Raw genomic sequence first — 20343 nt, forward strand, 5'->3', positions numbered from 1 at the left:
GGATGGAGAAATTACTACTACACGAACCACAGCCAAAAGAGATTAGCCAAGCTGGATTGGTATATTCTGCAGCGATTAACCCGGTGGTATGCAAAGAAGAGGCAGCGCAGGAGTTGGATGAGTTCAGGACCTGAAGTCAAGTATATTGCTAACATGTATGGACTAAAAACGTTATTGTGATCTGCATGCCCATGAAAGACGAACATCGGAAAGCCGTATGAGGGAAAACCTCATGTACGGTTTGATGAGGAGGGGCTGGTTTGAATCCAGCCCTTTACTCTAGAAAGAAAACGATACCTTCGTGGTCGTTACAGCTTGAACCTCGCTACAAGCTGCTGTAGATCATTCGCCATACTGGAGAGCTCCTGCGAGGCGGAAGAAATCTCCTCCATGGCAGCGATCTGCTGCTGAGCTGCTGCCGAAGTATTCTGTGCGCTATCCGAGGAATGTCTGGACAAAGTGGCCAGCTCCGCTACCGTTGCAGATACTTGCTCTGTGCTGGCAGAGATCTGCTCAGCCACGGCGGATATGCCTTGGATTTGATCGACTATATTTTTGGTGAAGCTCTCGATGCTGTTGAATACCTCAGCTGCCTTGCCGCTGATCTTGAGCCCTTCATCAACTTGGCTGCTCACATCTCCGTTCATCTTCGTGGTGGAGGCGCTGATCAGCTCGAACATTTTGTCCAGTGTGGCACGGATGTCCTCGGCAGTCCGCTTGGACTGCTCTGAGAGCTGACCTACCTCGGCGGCTACGACAGCGAAGCCTTTACCATGCTGTCCAGCTCTGGCTGCTTCAATGGAAGCGTTCAGGGACAATAGATTCGTCTGCTTGGCAATATCCGCAATATCAGTGTTCATTTTACCAGCCTCTGCCGACAGGTCAGACAGCTCGGTAATCATGCGGGAGGATTCCTGGATCGCTGTGAGAATACGTTGCATCTGCGTCCGTACCTCGTTCACGGTCAGGCTTCCTATATTTACTGCTTGGGCAGTATCTTGAGCAGCATCGACGATGCTGTTCGCGGACTCTGCGATGTTCGCTACGCCACGGGCCATCTCTTCTACGGCCTGAGCTGTCTGCTCGGAGGAGGACGCACTGCTGGCAGCTGTCTCTGCAGTCTGGGTAATCGTCTCCGTTACACGCTGCACCGAATTCGTGGTCTGCTCCGTACTCTCCTGTATTTTCTGAGAGGAGGTGCTAAGCTTGTCGGAGGTCAGTGTCAGCTCCGTAACCATCGTTTGTAGAGCAATGGTCATCTGATCAAAATCCTCGGCAAGTACGCCGAGCTCGTGCTTGCTCTTCAGATTCACACGAGTCGAGAGATTCCCGTCACGTACACTGCGGGTGGCGAGCTGTAGCTGCTTCAAAGGTAACAGGAAGGCACGCAGGATCAGGAAAATGACGACACTGGCCAGCATGACGGAGATCACAAGAACCGTTACACTGACGTTGAGGATAGGCTTGGCAGCTTGGCTGAAATCACCATGCCCGATGATCGCAACATAATTCCAGCCTGTTAACGGGTCCACACCCGTGTAGATCTCCAGGGCACCGCCCATATAGGGAATGGTATGTACGTTGAACCCTAGCTCTCCATTCTCATCCAGAGTCGATTCTGTCTGCGAATCCACGATATCGAGCATTTTCCCGCCCAGGCTTACGGCACCGGATTTGGCGGCTGAACCTGCCGCAGCGAGCACCGTCTTGTTCTGATCCATAATGACCATGTTGCCGTCACCGCCAATGTGAACGTTGGCTAATTGCTCGGCTAGCGGCTTCAGGTCCTGAATCACGGTCAGCACGCCTCTGCCATCGGGAAGCTGCTTGGAGAATGCCACAAGTAACTGGCCAGTCGCCTCATCCGTATACACATCTGAAATAAACACATCACCCTTGCGATCCATGCCACCGGTGTACCAGGCTGCCGCAAGAGGGTCGAAATTCGGATCGTTACTAACAGGAGCTTTGACAAAATCACCATCTGCATTAGCCAAGACGATCGAACTCAGATGGGCACGGGTCGCTAACAGTTGATTAAAAGTGTCCTGAACCCTCTGCTTGTCTGCGTTTATGGAGGCGGAATTAAATTGGAGAGCTGTAGTATTGAGATCATCAAGAGTAGAGCGAACATCCTGGTTCACAGTCTTGCCGACCAGACTCATTATCTGCGGTATGGCCGATGACATTTTGTTGCGTACCTCTTCCTTGGCACTCTGATAGGAGAAATAACCAATGAATGCACTAGGAAGAATTAGCACAGCAATAAATGCAGCAATCATTCGGGTTCTTAGAAGTAAGATTTCTTTTTTGATTCGTTTTAAGACTGCTGAGATATGTCCCCTCTTTTTCAACAAGACCACTTCTTTCTATAAACTTTAGGATGTATATTATGTCGTCAAATGCTGGGAATAAATAAAGTTAATTTTCGAAAAAAAATGAAATTTACATAAAATTCATAAAACATCTTATATATTTCAAAATTGCCCTATATGGCAAATCCCAAGGACGTTATAATAGGCGAGATGAGCTTTGTTAATTCATAACTAAGGTGCGTGGATCATGGTGAACATCCGATGGTGAAGATCAATTTCTATACCAAATTCGTAACGATATTAGTGATTATGCTGATTCCCGTAATGGTGCTTTATTTTTATTCCAACAAAACGACCACCGATGTCCTTAGCGAGGAGCTGGACAAGTCCAATCTGGCGCAGCTGGCATTCTTCCAGAGTCAGGTGAACACCCAGATTGAGCTGGTCTCCTCCTGGCCTAACCTGCTGATGCATGATCCCGACATCTCCAGCTTTCAGGATATTTATCTGGAGGATGACTATCTGAATCTGGATACCATTAATCTGGTCAAGCGAATCCAGACCAAGCTGAGCATTCAGGAGAATTCCTCGAATTGGAAAGCGAGTCTGAGCATCTATTCTCCTTCCCTGAATCGTGTGGTGTCCGAGCGTGATGCGCGGGAGCTTGATCGGGAGGAGCTGGAAGCAGTCATTCATCCAGGCTGGAAGATTGAGCCCTACGAAATGAATGGTGAGAACAAATATACCTTCTCGTTCTTCTCATCGACTCCATATGCCGTGCAGATTCGCCCCGATGAGGTGCAGATGGTCATTAAGGTGGAGTTCGATAGCAGCAACATCCAGGGCATGCTGGATGGCTTCAAAAATGATGGAGGACAGGAGCCCTTCTACTACAAGCAGGGGACGGGAGTCATCTTGAATCGCACAGCCGATCAGGAGCTGACGAACAAGCTGATTCAGGAGCTATCCCATGAGAAACTGCAGGAGATGGAGAATCGCACGGTGCATGTTGATGGGAATACGTATCGTGTGAACATCGTCTTGTCCAAGCTGACAGGCTGGTATTTGATTGACTACTCGCCACTGTCAGATATTTTGGAGCCGATCCACAAGTCCAATCAGCTGTTCTATGGTTCGGTAGGAGGGCTACTGCTGCTAAGCTTCCTCGCGGCGTACATGCTATATTCACAGGTACAGGTGCCGATTCGGCAGCTGGTGCGCGGATTCCACCGACTTATGCAGGAGGATTATTCCGTGCGAATGAAGGTGAAGGGGCAGAATGAATTCAGCTTCGTGGCCCTTCGCTTCAACATGATGGTGGAGCAGATTCAGCAGCTGTTCGAGAAGGTCTATGTGGAGAAAATTCACGTGCGCGAGGCCAGACTCAAGCAGCTGCAGTCGCAGATTAACCCGCATTTCTTCTATAACTGCTTCTCCTTCATTACGTCGATGGCCAAGCTGAAGAATCATGAAGCGGTCATCGCCATGTCTCACCATCTGTCCCGTTATTACAGATATACGACGAGACAGGAGCGAGATATGGTATCACTGCAGGAGGAGACTGCCTTCACAGCGCACTATCTGGAGATTCAGACGATGCGGATGAAGCGACTCCAGTACAAGATCGAGCTACCCAGAGACATGGAGAAACTGCAGGTGCCGCCATTACTGATCCAGCCTTTTGTAGAAAATGCGGTCATCCATGGGATTGAGCCCTCTTCCGCTGAGGGGTTGATCGAATTGTCGGCTGAGCATCGCGATCAGGATATCCTCATTCACATTGACGATAATGGCACAGGCTTGAGTGAAGAAGCGTTGCACAATCTTGCATCTAGACTTGTCCAGCCGATGGACGAGCATATGGGGTGTGGGGTATGGAATGTGTATCAGCGAATGCGGCTGCGTTTTGGCAGTTCATCCACGCTGTCCTTTTCTCATTCGCCCCTGGGAGGTCTGCGAGTGACAATACATTGGAGCTTGAATGATTCAGATTCAGATTCGGATTCAGATTCAGATTCGGAGCAGGGGAGGCATACCATATTATGATTCATGTATTGCTGGTAGATGATGAGAGCTATGTGACGGAGAGTCTGGCACAGACCCTGCCGTGGGAGGAATGCGGTGTCAGTACGGTCTATCAGGCAGCCTCGGCTCAGGAAGCACTGACGATTATGGAGGAGCAGGATGTGGACATTCTGGTCACGGATATTCGCATGCCGGGTATGGACGGACTTGAGCTGATTGAGGAGGTAGCCAGCCGCTGGCCGAATGTCCGCTCTATGGTGCTGACAGGACACTCTGATTTCGAATATGCCAAGAAGGCAATCCAGCTTCAGGCGTTCGATTACGTCCTGAAGCCGGTGAATGATGAGGAGTTCCTCGTTAGTCTGGGCGGTGCGATCGAGTCCTTGAAGGATGAATGGGAGGCCTTCGATAAAATGCACAAGATGCACTACAACCGCAAATCGGATTTTACGGTACTGCGGGCACATCTGATGCATGATCTGGTGCTGGGACGTCAACTGTCTCCCAAGACGATTCAAGACAAGCTGCAGGCGTATGAAATTCCATTTCAAATCGACACGCCAACGGTGATGCTGTTGATCCAGCCAGACCGTTATTTCAGCACGATGGACCACCACTCGCTCTCACTTATGGAGTATGCGATTGGCAACATTGCCGAGGAGGTATTCGCAGAGACGTTCCAAGTGCTGCATTGCACGGCTCCTCATGACTGTCTGATGCTTGTCGCGCAGCTGAAGGAGGTTCGGCAAGAGCATGAGCAGCTGGATGATCGCTACAGGAAATCACGCAGGGAGCTGCTGCAACGCAATGTGGAGAGCTTCCAGCGCAATGTGAGCAATTATCTGAAAGGGCATATCTCCATTACGGTTACTCGCTGGTTCACCTTTCCGCAAGGTATACCGGATGCCTACAAGTCGGGATTAAGCTCGATCTACCAGGATGAGCACGCCATGACAGAGATGGGGGCCGTTATGTATCTGGAGGATGGACAAGGATCGACGGCCAGCTCTGTCCGCTCCCTGGAGGGCTTGTATAGGCCACCTGCACTGATTCATCTGCTGGAATCCAAGCAGTGGGATAGCGCTCGTGCCAAGCTGGAGCAGGTGTACGCCGATATGGATCAGGAGTCATTTTCCAGGGAGCACCTTTATGAGATATTCTTGTCCGTGACCAATGCGTTCATGTACATTGCGCATAAGCAGGGACGCTTGTTCTATCAATTGAATCAGAGCGGTATTGATCCGATGATCAGTCAAGGGACGCTCAGATCCCTCCCTCAGTTAAGGGAGTGGTCACTGTCTGTCCTGGATTCTCTGGAATCCGACCTGTCAGAGAATGAGCAGCACACGAAGAGCTATGTCATCAAGCAGGTACAGGATCTGATCTTCCACGATCAGGGGCAGGAGCTGTCTGTTAAGACACTGGCTGATCAGGTGTACCTGCATCCCGTGTACCTGTCCAAGATCTATAAAGCCGAGACTGGAGAAGGCCTCGGGGATTACATTATTCGAATGCGGATGGAGAAGGCCCTTTACCTGCTCAAGCATACGAATAAGAAAATCTATGAAATTACGACAGAGCTGGGATATCAGAATCCGCAGTATTTCAGCAAAATGTTCAAAAAGCACTATGGTATGACACCAAATGAGTTCCGTGATCAATAGGGGCGAAGCAGGGTGAGCTGTGTCTGATTATGGAGGCTCATCCTGCACCAGAACTCAAGATGTTGCTAAAGGTGCAGAAATCTTAACTATGTGTCATAGGCTGTCGTCTTCGTCCGACCTATAATGAAAGGGTAATCACTTTGATATTGAGGGGGAAGAGCATTGAGAGCGAAATGGACCAAAAAGAGATGGGTATCGCTTCTCGCCATTACAGCATCCTTGAGTATGCTACTGGCAGGTTGTTCGGGATCAAATAACGGAGCTAATAGTGCTGACACGAGCTCGTCAGCTCTTGAAAACGAATACAAAGAAAAGTACGATCCTGAAGTGACCGTTACTACAGCATGGGGGATCGACCCGGCATTGGAGTTCAAGAACGGTGAGAGCATTGAGGACAGTGTAGCCACCAAGTGGGCGAAGGAGAAATTCGGCATTAACGTCAAGTCTCTCTGGTCTGTAACCGACACGAATAGTGCATTCGCAACGAAGCTGCGTCTGGCGATGTCTTCAGGACAAGAAATGCCGGAGGTCGTGACTATCGGAACAGCTGACAACCTGCTGGCACAGGATCTGATCGATTCTGGCATGTATCAGGAGGTCGGCCCACTGTTCGACAAGTTCGCATCTGATAATTGGAAGAAAGCCATGGAGCAGGACCCGAATGTATGGAATCAATACAGCCGTGATGGTAAGCGCATGGGTATTCCAGTGCTTGATTACGCGTACAACCATGATTATGTACTGTGGATTCGTCAGGATTGGCTGGATAAGCTAAATATGAAGGCGCCAACGACCATTGCAGAACTGGAGCAGGTCATGGAGGCATTCAAGAACAACAACCCTGACGGTCTGGCACCTGCCAAGGTCGTACCGCTGAGCATCGGCTTCAAGACTTCTATGAATACATGGATGGGTGATCCTTCCTGGGTATTCGGTGCATACGGCACACTACCACAGCAATGGAATCTCGGAGCGGATGGTAAGCTGGAATACGGCTCCATTAATCCAGGTATGAAGGATGGTCTCGTGAAGCTGAACGAGTGGCTGACGAAGGGCTATATTCCGCAAGAGGCTGCACTTTGGGATGAGAATAAGACATCAGAGCCTGCTATTGCTGGTACCGCTGGAATGATTCCAGGACCATACTGGATGAGCGGCTGGCCACTGCAGGATACAGTCAAGAATGTACCGGGTGCTGTATGGAAGCCTATCGCAATTCCGGCTGGACCTGATGGCAAGGCTATGCGCCACGGCACGCAGTTCACGAACGGTGTGACATTGATCAAGAAGGATATGGCACACCCAGAAGCATTCTTCACGTATCAGAACTACCTGTTCGACAACTATGCGAACCCGGAGCCAGGCAGCGAGTATGATAACGGTCTGTTCGCAGGCTACGACTACCAGCTCGATGCAGAAGGCAAGCAAATGCCAATTGACAAGATCGATGGTGGATACGTCAATGCTGTGCGTTACCTGCTCGTTCGGGACGGTGCTCGTATTCCTGATGCACAGATGAAGGCACTTATTAATCTGGCTGAAGGCAAGGAGCCTGTAACGAAGTTGGAGAAGGACGTAGCGGTGAACTATGGTAAGGAGACTCCTGCGGCTGCTCAAATCCTGATGAGCCAAGAGGATATTTCCTTCAAGAACATGTTCACTGGCCCTACTACTCAGACCATGAAATCCAAGCTGGATTATCTGAACAAGATTGAGAACCAGACCTTCAACGAAATTATCTATGGTAAGAACCCGGTAGATGCCTTTGACACGTTCGTACAGACCTGGAAAGCAGGCGGAGGCGATCAGATCACCGAGGAAGTTAACACATGGTATGAAGGTGTGAAGAAATAAACGGTTTGTACAAGCAATGACGTCAGGCTGAGGCTTGTTCAGTCCAACGTCTGTCTGTAGCTCCGCTCTTTGATTAGAGTGGGGCTACAGCTTTTTTTTGTCCAGAATACAGCAGCTAATATGTGAGCATTTTGCATCTTGTATTAAATGATTTCCAACTCATCGTAGCATGTGCAGCATCCTTGCGGAAAGAGGTTGCTTTTGTGCCATTTATATTGCTTTTATGTGCTGTTTGGCCCTCTGGGACGGTTGATATAATCGCAGTATAGGAAGCTTGATGGAAGCTTGAGAAGAACTACAGGGGGACTAAGATGAAAACCTTAAAGAAAACCTGGCCATTTCACGTCATGCTGCTGCCGGCCGTTGTATTTTTGATCATATTCAATTACATCCCGATGGGCGGGATCGTAATGGCGTTCCAGAACTATAAGCCCTGGCTCGGTATTTCTGGCTCGGAATGGGTAGGACTGGACAACTTCCGTTACCTGTTCGAGCGTGAAGACAGCTTGCAGGTCATCTGGAATACCGCGATTATTGCTGTGCTTAAGCTGTTCTTCAATCTGTTCGTTCCATTTATATTTGCAATTCTGCTAAATGAAGTCCGCAAGGTATACCTGCAACGGACGGTGCAGACACTGGTCTATTTGCCTCACTTTCTGTCTTGGGTTATCTTGGGCGGCATCTTGATAGATCTGCTGGCCACAGATGGCCTGGTCAACCGGGTGCTCGGCATGTTCGGAGCTGGCCCGATCTTTTTCCTGGGTGATAATGATTGGTTCCGATTCACAGTGATTCTGACCGATGTCTGGAAGGAATTCGGCTATAATACGATCGTTTTCCTGGCGGCACTTGCGGGAATTAACCCGGCTCTGTACGAAGCAGCCGAGATTGACGGCGCTGGCCGGTGGAAGCAGACGCTGCACATTACGGTGCCTTCGCTTGTTCCGATGTTGATGGTAGTAGGTACACTGGCTCTCGGTAACGTACTGAATGCAGGCTTTGACCAGATATTCAACCTGTATAACCCGCTTGTGTATAAGACGGGAGACATCCTTGATACATTTGTGTACCGGACAGCGATTGTGAGCGGTGAAATGGGCTTTGCTACGGCGATTGGCTTGTTCAAGTCCATAATCAGCATGGTGCTAATCCTGATCTCCTACAGACTTGCTTACAAATGGGCTGGATATCGTATCTTCTAACTGCTGCCAAATACAGTATGAAATGAGACTCAAATCAAAATATCAGTGGTTGCTACAAGCTTTCTGGAAGAAAGCTGCTTCGGAAGCATAAGCTTAAGCCAGATTTCAACAGTTGTATTGGTCTAATTAGGAAATCTGGCTTGGAGCCTGACATGAATCAAGAAAAGAGGGAGAACCGTGTATCATAAAACATTACCATACCGCGTATTCAGCATTTTCAATACCATCTTCCTGATTACTCTGGCGATTATGTGCATCATTCCGCTGGTGCACGTGCTGGCGGTGTCCTTCAGTGCGAAGTCAGCGGCTGACGCCAATATGGTTAACCTGTGGCCGGTAGGCTTCTCGCTGGAATCCTACAAGAAGACGATGAATAATCCTGTCTTCCTGAATTCTATCGGAATCTCGATTATGCGTACGATCATCGGGACTGCGCTTACCCTGCTCCTCACGTTTTTGGCAGCGTACCCGCTGTCCAAAGAGAATTCGGTGTTCAAGGGAAGAAATGTATACTCCTGGATATTCGTATTCACTATGATTTTTAACGGAGGCTTGGTTCCGTTCTATATCGTCATTCAGAAGCTGAATTTGATGGATAATTTCCTTGTGCTGGTGCTTCCGGGAGCGGTCAACACGTTTCTGGTCATTCTGATGCTGAATTTCTTCCGTGGTATTCCAAATGAATTGGAGGAGGCTGCGCTGATTGATGGAGCAGGTCATTTCCGAACCTTGTTCAGCATCTATCTGCCGATCTCCCTGCCTTCGATTGCGACGATTGCACTGTTCAGCATGGTATTCCATTGGAATTCCTGGTTCGATGGCCTGCTCTATATGAACAATGCCAACAACTTCCCGCTCGCGACGTTCCTGCAGACCGTCATCATTCAACGTGATATGAGTTCAATGAGCGTAAACCCGATCGAAATGGAAATGATCTCGCAAAATACGGTCAAAGCCGCTCAGATCTTCATTGGCAGTGCACCGATTCTGATCGTCTACCCATTCCTGCAGCGCTTCTTCGTAAAAGGGATGACATTGGGCTCGGTTAAAGGTTAATAGATGAAGTAACTATAACAAGCTGGAGTGGGGGAGTAGTGGTGGGCTATAAGTACAAGCCTTTCATTCAAGGGATGGATGTATCCTTTATGGATGAAATCGAGCAGCATGGTGGGCACTATTATGATGAGCATGGCAGAGCTCAGGATTTGCTTGCGATGCTTAAGGATAATCATGTGAATGCCGTACGTCTGCGGATCTGGAATGATCCGCAGGGAGGCTTCTGCAACCTGGAACGTACCGTAGCTGTAGCTAAGCGGATCAAGGAGCAGGGCATGCAGTTCCTGCTGGACTTCCACTACTCCGACCGATGGGCAGATCCAGCCAATCAATGGAAGCCAGCCGCGTGGGAGAAGCTGTCCTATGAGGAGCTGCAACGCGCTGTGTGTATGTATACAGCAGATGTGCTGCGTGAGCTGCAGGAGCATGATGCTCTCCCCTATATGGTACAGATCGGGAATGAAATTACGCCTGGCATGCTGTGGGGTGAAGGACGCGTCGATGGGAAGCATAATACGGATGAGCAGTGGGAGCAATTCGCGGGACTTGTGAAATATGGGATCGCTGCCGTCAAGTCCGTAGACCCGGACATTCAAGTGATGATTCATATTGATCGTGGCGGGGATGCCGCGGCCAGCCGTCAGTTCTATGACCGCTTTGAAGCGCTTGGTGTCGAGTACGATACAATAGGCCTGTCCTTCTATCCTTGGTGGCATGGTACACTCGAAGCGTTGCGGGATAACATGAATGAGCTCGCGGAGCGTTATCGTAAAGACATTATTGTTGTAGAGACCGCTTATCCGTGGACGCTGGAGCAGCTCATGGATCATGAATGGATTCTCAATCAGGAGGAGCAGCTTCTGCCGGGCTACCCTGCTACAGTAGAAGGACAACGCCATTACCTGGAGGATTTGCTACGTATTATTCGTGAAGTCCCAGACAATCGTGGAGTAGGCTTCTACTATTGGGAGCCTGCCTGGATTCCATCCAAGTCGGAATGGTCCGTTGGTCATCCGAACAATTGGGGGAACCTTACGATGTTCGATTTCAAGAGACGCAAGCTGAATTCGTTCTCTGCACTGCTGCCGGTCTACTCACTCTGACTTGTGTCACTAGCCTAGTTACGTAACAATCCTGAAGAGAGCTTCTTCTGCAAGAATTGTGTTGATTCAGCAAGCACATAACGAGCGGCAGCCGATACAGGTTGCTGCTTGCAGCTGTATTGTCGGATTGACTCCATCAGTAGCAGGTAGAGGGGCATTCCCTACGCGTCAGATATGTCGAGAAGGCTTGAAGATTGTTAAAACATACTAAATGTTTCCAAATTACCCTTCCTGATCGTAAAAGATAGCGCTTACAATACTAGAGTAAACCGTTATCTTATATTTTAGGGAGGATGTCATTATGAGAGGCATGAAGTCGGTATTATTGCTTGTATTAAGCTTGTCCTTGCTGCTAGTCCCATGGAGTACCGGAGTATCCACGACTGTGGAGGCGGCGCCGGCCTTTGCCAAGGGTGCTGACATCAGTTGGGTGGCCGGAATGGAGGCGCAGGGCTACACCTGGAGGAATAAGCAGGGAGTACAGAAGGATGTCCTGCAAATTTTGCGCGATGATTATCAGATTAATTCGGTACGGATTCGTGTATGGGTAAATCCTAATATGAACGATTATGGTAACGGCTATATGAATGCTGACAAGGCTGCCGAGCTGGCTGCTCGTGCCAAGAAGCTGGGGATGAGCGTCATGCTGACGTTGCATTACAGCGATTCCTGGGCTGATCCGGGCAAGCAAAATAAGCCTTATGCATGGCGTAATCATAATTTCCAGCAGCTGATGGATGCAGTGTGGAGTCATACGGTCTATGTCATGAACACGATGAAGAACAAGGGAGTTACACCGGATTGGGTGCAGATTGGCAATGAGACCAGTGACGGAATGCTGTGGCCGGACGGCAGAGCATCGCAAAATATGAAGAATTATGCGTGGCTCGTGAACACGGGGCATAATGCCGTCAAGTCGGTTAGCAGCAGCACCAAGACCATCGTACATCTTGCTACCGGTGAGGATCGCGCGCTGTTTGAATGGAATATTGGCGGACTGATTGACAATGGCGCTAATTTTGATATGGTGGGTATGTCCCTGTATCCTTCCAAGTCCGACTGGCAGAGCAAAGTGAATCAGACGATTCAGAATGCTAATAATGTGATTAGCAAATACAAAAAAGATGTTGTGATTTCGGAAATCGGTTTGGAGTATAATGAAGCTGCGGCTGCTAAAAGCTTTATTTCGGATATCAAGCAGAAGGTAAGGAATCTATCGGGTGGAAGAGGCAAGGGCGTATTCTATTGGGAGCCTGCCGCGACTCCGGGCTACAACGATGGCTATAATAAAGGAGCCTGGGGAACAGACGGCCGACCTACGCAGGCCCTTGAGGGCTTCCTGAACTAATTTGAAAGCCTATGAAAGCTATTAGCTCATTCAGAGTGAACGCTGTGGACCAATAAGATATCTGCGATCACCAATCGACAAAAGGTGAGCATATGGCGAAATAGGGCAATCCGTGCAGGATGAGGGCAGCATCAGCCGCAGGTGTATGAAGTATAGTCTTATATTTGGAGGAAATTGAAGATGACATCAGAATTGTTACAGCAGCAGACATGGCAGCAAGTTTTGGAGGAGCTATACGGAGCAGCGAAGCTCAGCGAACAGACAGAACGTTATACCGCATTGTTGAAAGCGTATCAAGAGCATTTTGGTGCTTCGGCTCCTGTGTTGTTCAGCTCTCCTGGTAGAAGTGAGATCGGAGGGAACCATACGGACCATAACCATGGTAAAGTACTCGCAGCCAGTATAGATCTGGACACGATTGCAGCCGCTTCCAAGGTAGATGCTCCAGTCATTACGATCATTTCTGAAGGATATGCAGATAAGTTCGTCATTGATATTAGCGATTTGTCCCCTCAGTCTGGCGAAGGCGGTACAGCAGCGCTGATTCGCGGCATTTCTGCAGGCTTTGCAGCACAAGGGCTGCAAGTGGGAGGTTTCCAGGCTTATGTGAGCACAAATGTAATCCCGGCCTCTGGCCTTAGCTCCTCTGCTTCCTTCGAAATGCTGATCGGAACGATTCTGAACACATTCTACAATGAAGGTTCACAGGATACGGTTGCGCTGGCCAAGATCGGGCAGTATGCGGAGAATCATTTCTGGAACAAGCCTTCCGGCCTCTTGGACCAAATGGCATGCGGCTATGGTGGATTCATCGCTATTGATTTTGCCAATCCGGCTACACCTGTCATTAATCCTGTACCCTATAATTTCAGAGAGAGCGGCTACTCGCTTGTCATCGTCAACACAGGCGGCAACCATGCCGATCTGACAGAGGATTACGCTGCTGTGCCGAATGAAATGAAGGCGGTTGCTCGTCTGTTGGGTGCGGAGGTACTTCGCGATGTGACGGAGGAGCAGATCTACGCGAATCTGAAGCAGCTGCGAGAGCAAGCAGGGGACCGTGCGGTTATGCGTGCATTGCACTTCCTCGCAGAGAACGACCGGGTAGATGCCCAAGTGGAAGCTCTGACAAGCAATCAATTCGATGACTTCCTGACCTTGATTACCGAGTCGGGGAACTCCTCGTGGAAATGGCTGCAGAATGTATATCAGGATTCCAACGTCAAGGAGCAGGGAATTTCTATTACTCTGGCCGTGACTGAGCTGTACCTGAAGCGTATCGGTCAGGGAGCTTGTCGTGTGCATGGTGGTGGATTTGCTGGTGTTATTCTGGCGATCCTGCCGGATGAATATGTAGCTGGCTATGAAGAGCTGATCAAGAAGACGGTCGATACATCAACCTTTGTCATTCATGTGCGCCCATATGGAGCGATCTGTCTTAATGACTTGCTGAAAGGCTAAATTTCCTCTACAGCAAGTGAAACTCACACCTCATTAATGATGGTAACTCGTCATCCCGACATGATCCTGTCCTGTACCGCATAGACTGAAGCAAGAGCGTTCAATTCTTGAATTCAGGTTCTTTGTGGACAGGGGGAGCATGGTATGAAGGTGCTCATATTGATCAGGGCGGCAGATGAGAGAAGTGAGGCCTTACAGTTGGAGGGGTGTCAGGCTTATGTGCTGGAGAAGGGCTGGGAGAGCGGAGAGGTGGTTCGCGTGCGAGCGCAGGAGGAATATGAATTTGATCCTGAGCAGCTAGCGCCCCGGTTGGACCAGGCTACCATCGTGTTGACTCCAGACCTGTCTTGTATTACGGACTCCATTTATGTATTTCATCAGTTTCTGCGGCAGCTGCATGCCCAGCGGCTCTCTCTTCATACCGTAAAGGATGGAGAGGTCGTAGATTTTTCGCCAATTCATGTCCTGGACTAGAGCAGGATCAGGATGGGGTTTCTTCAAGACTTTAAGACTTCAAGACTTTAAGACTTCAAGACTTTAAGACTGCAAGATTGCAAGGTCTACAAAGTCTACAAAGTCTACAAAGTTTATAAGGCTTGCAAGCTACTACTCTCAGGCTTGGGAGGGTGCTTTGCAGGCCTTATTTTGCGTTTCATGAGGTTAACAACGAGTGAATAAGCAGAACTGCAATCAGAATGCTTCGGGTGTTGGACTTGGGTTATAATTTTAATAGGAAAATGTCAACAAGAGGCGAAGGTCACTATCCGATCCAAGCTTAATACGGATTGTAGAGGGAGGCGGAAATGAGCAGATTAGATGACAATACCTTTGGGCGGGAGCCTTTTTTGCGGGCAGTTCGGCTTCTTCGGGAGATGATTCCACATGACTCATGCTATCCGTTTAATTTGGGGGTCGTCAGGCAGTTGTCGGAGCTACAATTTCATCCTGCGGTCACATATATAGTAGGCGAGAACGGTGCAGGAAAGTCCACACTGATGGAAGGGATAGCCGTAGCTTGGGGCTTCAACGCCGAAGGTGGAACGCGAAATAATGCTTTTTCTACGCAGGCAACACATTCCTCGTTGTATAACTACTTACGACTGGTACGGAGCACGCGTCAGGCACGAGATGGTTTCTTCTTCAGAGCGGAGAGCTACTACAATCTGGCTACACATATAGACGAACTGGATATGGACGAACTGGATGCAGTGCCAGGGCCCAAAATCAAGGATGCCTATGGTGGGAAATCATTGCATGAGCAATCGCATGGTGAGTCGTTCTTTGCTGCTTTTGTACATCGTTTTCGTGGAAATGGACTGTATATTCTGGATGAGCCGGAGGCTGCCCTATCCCCGCTTCGCCAAATGGCTATGCTGACTCGCATTCATCAGTTGGTGCGGCAAGGCTCCCAATTCATCATTTCTACGCATTCTCCGATTATTATGGCATATCCACAGTCATGGATTTATAAGGTGGACCAGGAGGGGCTGAATCGGTGCAGCCTGGAGGAGACAGATCATTATATTGTCACCAAAGAATTCATGAACAATCGGGAGCGTATGCTTGGTGAGCTACTGGATGATGAGGATGAGTGAACAGATCACATGTGAGTATAAAGTCGCTGCTGGCTGATGTGATGCATTAACTCGGCTTATATATAATGCTAATTTCCTGCTGTCTCCTTAGTGCTTCCTCCAAAAATATGCTGGAATGGTTTACGTAAGATCAATACCTCTCTTAAGATGGTATCACGTTGAACCATGGCTACTTGGGTGGCAGCATGGACAGTTGGACTGCAATCAAGGTCCTCTGGAAGGAGGTCTGAACATGAAGCAATCACACAGTGCGGTGTTCCGATCCGTCGCCGTGGAGCCTCTGGCTGAGGGTATACTGAGCGGTCTGAGCTTCATGGTGAAGGATGTATTTGCCGTCAAGGGCCATACCAATGGTGCGGGCAATCCAAGCTGGCTCTCCTCGCATACTCCGGCTGAGCAGCATGCCGAGGCAGTGCAGCTTCTTCTGCAGCAAGGGGCGAAGCTGTCGGGGATGACGCATACGGACGAATTGATGTACAGCCTTAACGGTGAAAATATTCATTATGGAACACCATTAAATCCCGAGGCCCCGGATCGCATACCCGGAGGCTCTTCCAGCGGCTCCGCCTCTGCTGTAGCCTCCGGGCTGGCTGATTTTACGCTAGGAACAGATACGGGCGGTTCAGTTCGAGTGCCTTCAGCTTATTGCGGCGTATACGGGATGCGGCCAACTTACGGCAGTGTGTCATTAGACGGCGTCATCCCCTTGGCAGGTAGCTTTGATACGGTCGGCTGGATCACTCGTGATCCTGAGCTGATGCTGAAGCTTGGCCGGGCATTGTTACCTTCTAACAGCTTCGGAGAAATTGGATTCACGCGCATGTTATTCCCCGAAGAGGCGTGGGAGCTGGCTGATGAGAGCAGTCGTGGTATTCTGGAGAATGAGCTTAGCAAGCTGGGGAGCTTACAAGTGGAACGTGAAATGGTACGTATTGCTCCAGATGGGTTAGCGGAATGGATGAGCGTATTTCGTATCATACAGGGCTACGAGATATGGCAGACCCATGGCGAATGGATCGAGCGCACGAAGCCTGTCTTTGGGCCCGACATCACAGAGCGCTTCGCTTGGGCTCGCACCATTGAGCAGGCAGACTATAGAGAGCAACAGCACCGGAGGCAGCAGATGGTGAAGCAATTGACTCGTGTGCTCTCGAACGGGGAGTTGCTCGTTATTCCGACTACGCCGGGGGCTGCTCCCAAGCTGGGGCTTGCCGGGGCACACATCGAGAGACGCAGAAGCCAGACGATGCAGCTGACCTGCATTGCTGGATTATGCGGACTACCTCAGCTAACGATTCCACTTGGCACAGATCAGGGCTGTCCACTGGCAATCTCCGTAATTGCGGGTCAGAATCAGGATCTACGCCTTCTGGAATGGGCTGTGAGCATCCTTCCTGTATTGAAGTCATAGTTGCAAGAGACAGATTTGGCCGGGTACCAGGCTCGCACTCATTATTATATTAGCCAAGCAGAGCGGCGTTCTCCTGTTGGAGAATTGCTGCTCTTTTGCATATTGAGGTGTAGTTTATTTCGTCAAAGGTAGTAAAGAGTTTGTATTTCGCATCGTTATATCGTAATATATGAATATAACGATTTCGAGAGGGGATTAGTACTGATGCAAAAGGATGTCATCACAACTTATGGAGAAGCTGCGGAGCTGCTGAAGGCGCTGGCCCATCCTGTAAGGCTATGTATTGTCAACGGGTTACTGACCAAGAAGGAGTGTAATGTGGCCTTCATGCAGGAATGTCTGGATCTTCCACAATCAACAGTATCCCAGCATTTACAGAAGCTGCGTAGCGCAGGGATCGTCGAAGCGAAGCGCAATGGCTTGGAAGTATATTATACGATTGCGAACGACCGAATCAGACAACTGGTAAGGGTGCTCGTTGCAGAGGAGGAAATATTTCATGGGTAAGAAAATTGTCATTGTCGGCGGGGTCGCAGGTGGGGCATCTGCTGCGGCCAGATTGAGGAGACTGGATGAGAGTGCCCACATTGTTCTGGTTGAGAGGGGCTCATATATATCCTATGCGAACTGTGGTCTACCCTATTATATAGGTGGTGTGATTACAGACCGTTCCAGACTAATGGTGCAGACCCCGGAAGCTATGCGACAACGGTTCAATCTGGATATTCGGACGGATAGCGAAGTCATTGGTATAGATCCGGACAGGAAGATTGTTCAAATCCATAGCAAAGAACGTGGAAGCTATGAGGAGAGCTATGACCAGGTTATTCTGTCTCCAGGGGCACGACCACTGAGGCCACAGCTTCCGGGCATAGACAGTCCACGCATTTATACGCTGCGCAGCATTCCAGATACAGATCGGATCAGACAAATGATTACCGAGGACGGCATATCATCAGCCATTGTCATCGGAGGCGGCTTCATCGGCGTGGAGATGGCTGAGAATCTGCGAGAGGCTGGTCTTGCTGTCACGCTGGTCGAAGGAAGTCCTCAGCTCCTGTCACCATTGGATTCAGAAATGGCTGGGATTGTTGCGAAGGAGATGGAGCAGCGTGGTGTCGAACTGCTGATGTCCCGCAAGGTTCAATCGTTCCGGGATGTAGCAGATGGTATCGAGGTGCACATGGCGGATGGCTTCTTTATTCAAGGTAATATGGTGCTGCTTGCTATTGGTGTTACCCCGGACACCGATTTTCTGCGGGAGAGCGGGATCGAACGGGACCCTCGCGGCCATATCCTTGTAAATGAGAGATTGGAGACAAGTCTTGGAGATGTGTATGCAGTAGGAGATGCTGTGGCTGTCAGAGACTATGTCAATGGGGCGATCACAGCGGTGCCTCTTGCCGGTCCTGCCAACAAGCAGGGGCGAATTGCTGCAGACAATATCTGTGGTCTGAACAGAACATATGAAGGCTCACAGGGTACGTCCATTTTGAAGGTGTTTGATATGACAGCAGCGGCGACGGGGAACAATGAGAAAACGTTGATCAGAGAAGGCATACCTTATCACGTGATCTATGTTCATCCTTCCTCACATGCGACTTATTATCCAGGGGCAATGCCAATGACCATCAAGCTCCTGTTCAACGATGAGGGGCTCATTCTGGGTGCGCAAGCAGTGGGCTACGAGGGCGTGGATAAGCGAATAGATACCCTCGCGACGGTCATCCGCATGCGGGGCAGGGTGACGGATCTGACTGAGCTGGAGCTCGCTTACGCTCCTCCCTACTCCTCGGCCAAGGACCCTGTGAACATGGCAGGCTACACTGCAGACAATGTATTAATGGGACTGGTGGATGTATTCGTCCCACAGGAGCTGCAAGGACGTGATCCCGAGCATACGATTCTGGTTGATGTACGAACAGAGCTAGAGCATAACAATGGTCACATCCCGGGCTCGTTACTTATTCCAGTAGATGAGCTGCGAGATCGATTGCAGGAACTGAATATAGAGAAGGAGATTTGGGTCTATTGTCAGGTGGGTCTTCGAGGATATACGGCCTCAAGAATTCTAAGTCAGCTTGGTTATAAGGTTAGGAATCTGACAGGAGGATACAAGAGCTATCAAATGTTCATGTATCAGCCGGGGCAAGGCGATGACAGTAGCACAAGGCAGACAGTCAGAAGGGAGGTAGCGGCAACGAGCTCGGCCTCGGTATCAGCTGTACATGAGTCATCAACCCACAGCATGTCAGGCGAGACTAGTACGAATGTTGCCCATGCAGACGTTGTGCTTGATGCCTGTGGACTATCCTGTCCTGGTCCGTTAATCCAGGTACGCCAGCAGATGGATCAGCTAAGCGAGGGTCAGGTACTCCATGTTATTGCGTCAGATCCAGGCTTCTACGAGGATATTCGCTCCTGGGCGAATATGGTTCAAGCTGATCTGCTTCAGCTTAACAGACTGCCAGGTGGGCGAATTGAGGCCTATATTCAGAAGGGGAAAGGCTTAGAGCCGAACGCTGAATTGAATCGAGGGGCATCTGCGTCAGGCACCAGTATGGTTGTATTCAGTGGCGACCTGGATAAAGCTATTGCATCATTCATCATTGCTAATGGAGCAGCAGCTAGCGGCAAGAAGGTTACGATGTTCTTCACGTTCTGGGGATTGAATGTCATTCGCAAGTCCACCAAGACACCTGTCGTCAAAAATGGGATCAGTCGTATGCTCGGTCTCATGATGCCGCGTGGTAGCCGTAAGCTCCCGCTGTCACGTATGAACATGCTTGGTGCGGGCCCAAAAATGATCCGTGGTGTCATGAAAAGCCAGGGAATTCTCTCCTTGGAGCAGTTGATTGAGACGGCTATCCAGCAGGGAGTGGAGCTTGTCGCCTGCCAAATGTCCATGGATGTCATGGGCATCAAGCCAGAGGAGCTGATTGACGGTGTACGACTTGGAGGAGTGGGCTACTACCTGGGACAAGCGGATCAATCCGGAATTAATCTCTTTATCTAAATTCACATCCAATGGGGCTATCCCAAATTAGCTGTGCAGGACTAGTGGACTTTCTACACACAGGAACTTTATTCAGTCAGGGAGTAACTTGATTCAACATAGACAGGCCGTCATCAAGGATCATGGGTGACGGCTTATTTGTATTACTATAGTACTTTTATTATTGTGTTTTTCTTCAATATGCTAATTTTTTCATTTCCTTTACATAGAATTGAATTCGCTCTGATATTTCAGCAGTATGATAGTTCATGTTTGGTATAGTTCCAGAGTGTTAACAAATCTACCAAAAAAGG

14 protein-coding genes are annotated in these 20343 nt (G+C 49.5%); 13 read left to right on the forward strand and 1 reads right to left on the reverse strand.

What is annotated here, in order from left to right; all coding sequences use genetic code 11:
* Positions 1-308: 308 nt before the first annotated feature.
* Complete coding sequence (locus tag D328_RS0121905; RefSeq protein ID WP_154659275.1) at positions 309-2354, reverse strand: methyl-accepting chemotaxis protein; 2046 nt, start codon at positions 2352-2354, stop codon at positions 309-311.
* A gap of 222 nt (positions 2355-2576) precedes the next feature.
* Between D328_RS0121905 and D328_RS29575 the strand changes: the two genes are divergently transcribed.
* From D328_RS29575 to D328_RS0121970, 13 genes are all read left to right on the forward strand, one after another.
* A complete protein-coding gene (locus D328_RS29575) occupies positions 2577-4361 on the forward strand; it encodes a sensor histidine kinase (protein WP_018887192.1) in 1785 nt (594 codons plus the stop codon).
* Complete coding sequence (locus D328_RS0121915) at positions 4358-6004, forward strand: response regulator (protein WP_018887193.1); 1647 nt, start codon at positions 4358-4360, stop codon at positions 6002-6004. The genes D328_RS29575 and D328_RS0121915 overlap by 4 nt, the downstream gene beginning before the upstream one ends.
* 225 nt (positions 6005-6229) lie before the next feature.
* Positions 6230-7858: a type 2 periplasmic-binding domain-containing protein gene (locus D328_RS0121920; protein WP_197031746.1), complete on the forward strand. Its 1629-nt coding sequence runs from the start codon at positions 6230-6232 to the stop codon at positions 7856-7858.
* 311 nt (positions 7859-8169) lie between these two features.
* A complete protein-coding gene (locus D328_RS0121925) occupies positions 8170-9060 on the forward strand; it encodes an ABC transporter permease (RefSeq protein ID WP_018887195.1) in 891 nt (296 codons plus the stop codon).
* Between the two features lie 177 nt (positions 9061-9237).
* Complete coding sequence (locus D328_RS0121930) at positions 9238-10116, forward strand: carbohydrate ABC transporter permease (protein ID WP_018887196.1); 879 nt, start codon at positions 9238-9240, stop codon at positions 10114-10116.
* Between the two features lie 41 nt (positions 10117-10157).
* Positions 10158-11219, forward strand: coding sequence for a glycoside hydrolase family 53 protein (locus D328_RS29580; RefSeq protein WP_018887197.1), 1062 nt, complete (start codon positions 10158-10160; stop codon positions 11217-11219).
* 301 nt (positions 11220-11520) lie between these two features.
* Positions 11521-12567 (forward strand): glycoside hydrolase family 53 protein, encoded by a 1047-nt coding sequence (locus tag D328_RS0121940; RefSeq protein ID WP_018887198.1) that lies wholly within the window; start codon positions 11521-11523, stop codon positions 12565-12567.
* A 180-nt stretch (positions 12568-12747) separates the two neighbouring features.
* Entirely contained in the window at positions 12748-14028 is a 1281-nt protein-coding gene (locus D328_RS0121945) for a galactokinase (RefSeq protein ID WP_018887199.1), read from the forward strand.
* A gap of 144 nt (positions 14029-14172) precedes the next feature.
* On the forward strand, positions 14173-14502 hold the full coding sequence (locus D328_RS0121950; RefSeq protein ID WP_018887200.1) for a hypothetical protein: 330 nt from the start codon (positions 14173-14175) through the stop codon (positions 14500-14502).
* 329 nt (positions 14503-14831) lie between these two features.
* Positions 14832-15623 carry an AAA family ATPase gene (locus tag D328_RS0121955; RefSeq protein WP_018887201.1) on the forward strand — a complete coding sequence of 264 codons (792 nt, stop codon included), beginning with the start codon at positions 14832-14834 and terminating at the stop codon, positions 15621-15623.
* Positions 15624-15855: 232 nt separating this feature from the next.
* Entirely contained in the window at positions 15856-17034 is a 1179-nt protein-coding gene (locus D328_RS0121960) for an amidase (RefSeq protein ID WP_018887202.1), read from the forward strand.
* 204 nt (positions 17035-17238) lie between these two features.
* A complete protein-coding gene (locus D328_RS0121965; protein WP_018887203.1) occupies positions 17239-17541 on the forward strand; it encodes an ArsR/SmtB family transcription factor in 303 nt (100 codons plus the stop codon).
* A complete protein-coding gene (locus D328_RS0121970) occupies positions 17534-20050 on the forward strand; it encodes an FAD-dependent oxidoreductase (protein WP_018887204.1) in 2517 nt (838 codons plus the stop codon). The genes D328_RS0121965 and D328_RS0121970 overlap by 8 nt, the downstream gene beginning before the upstream one ends.
* Positions 20051-20343: the final 293 nt, after the last annotated feature.

Origin of the sequence: Paenibacillus massiliensis 2301065 = DSM 16942 (genome assembly GCF_000377505.1) — a bacterium.
GTDB lineage: Bacteria > Bacillota > Bacilli > Paenibacillales > Paenibacillaceae > Paenibacillus > Paenibacillus massiliensis.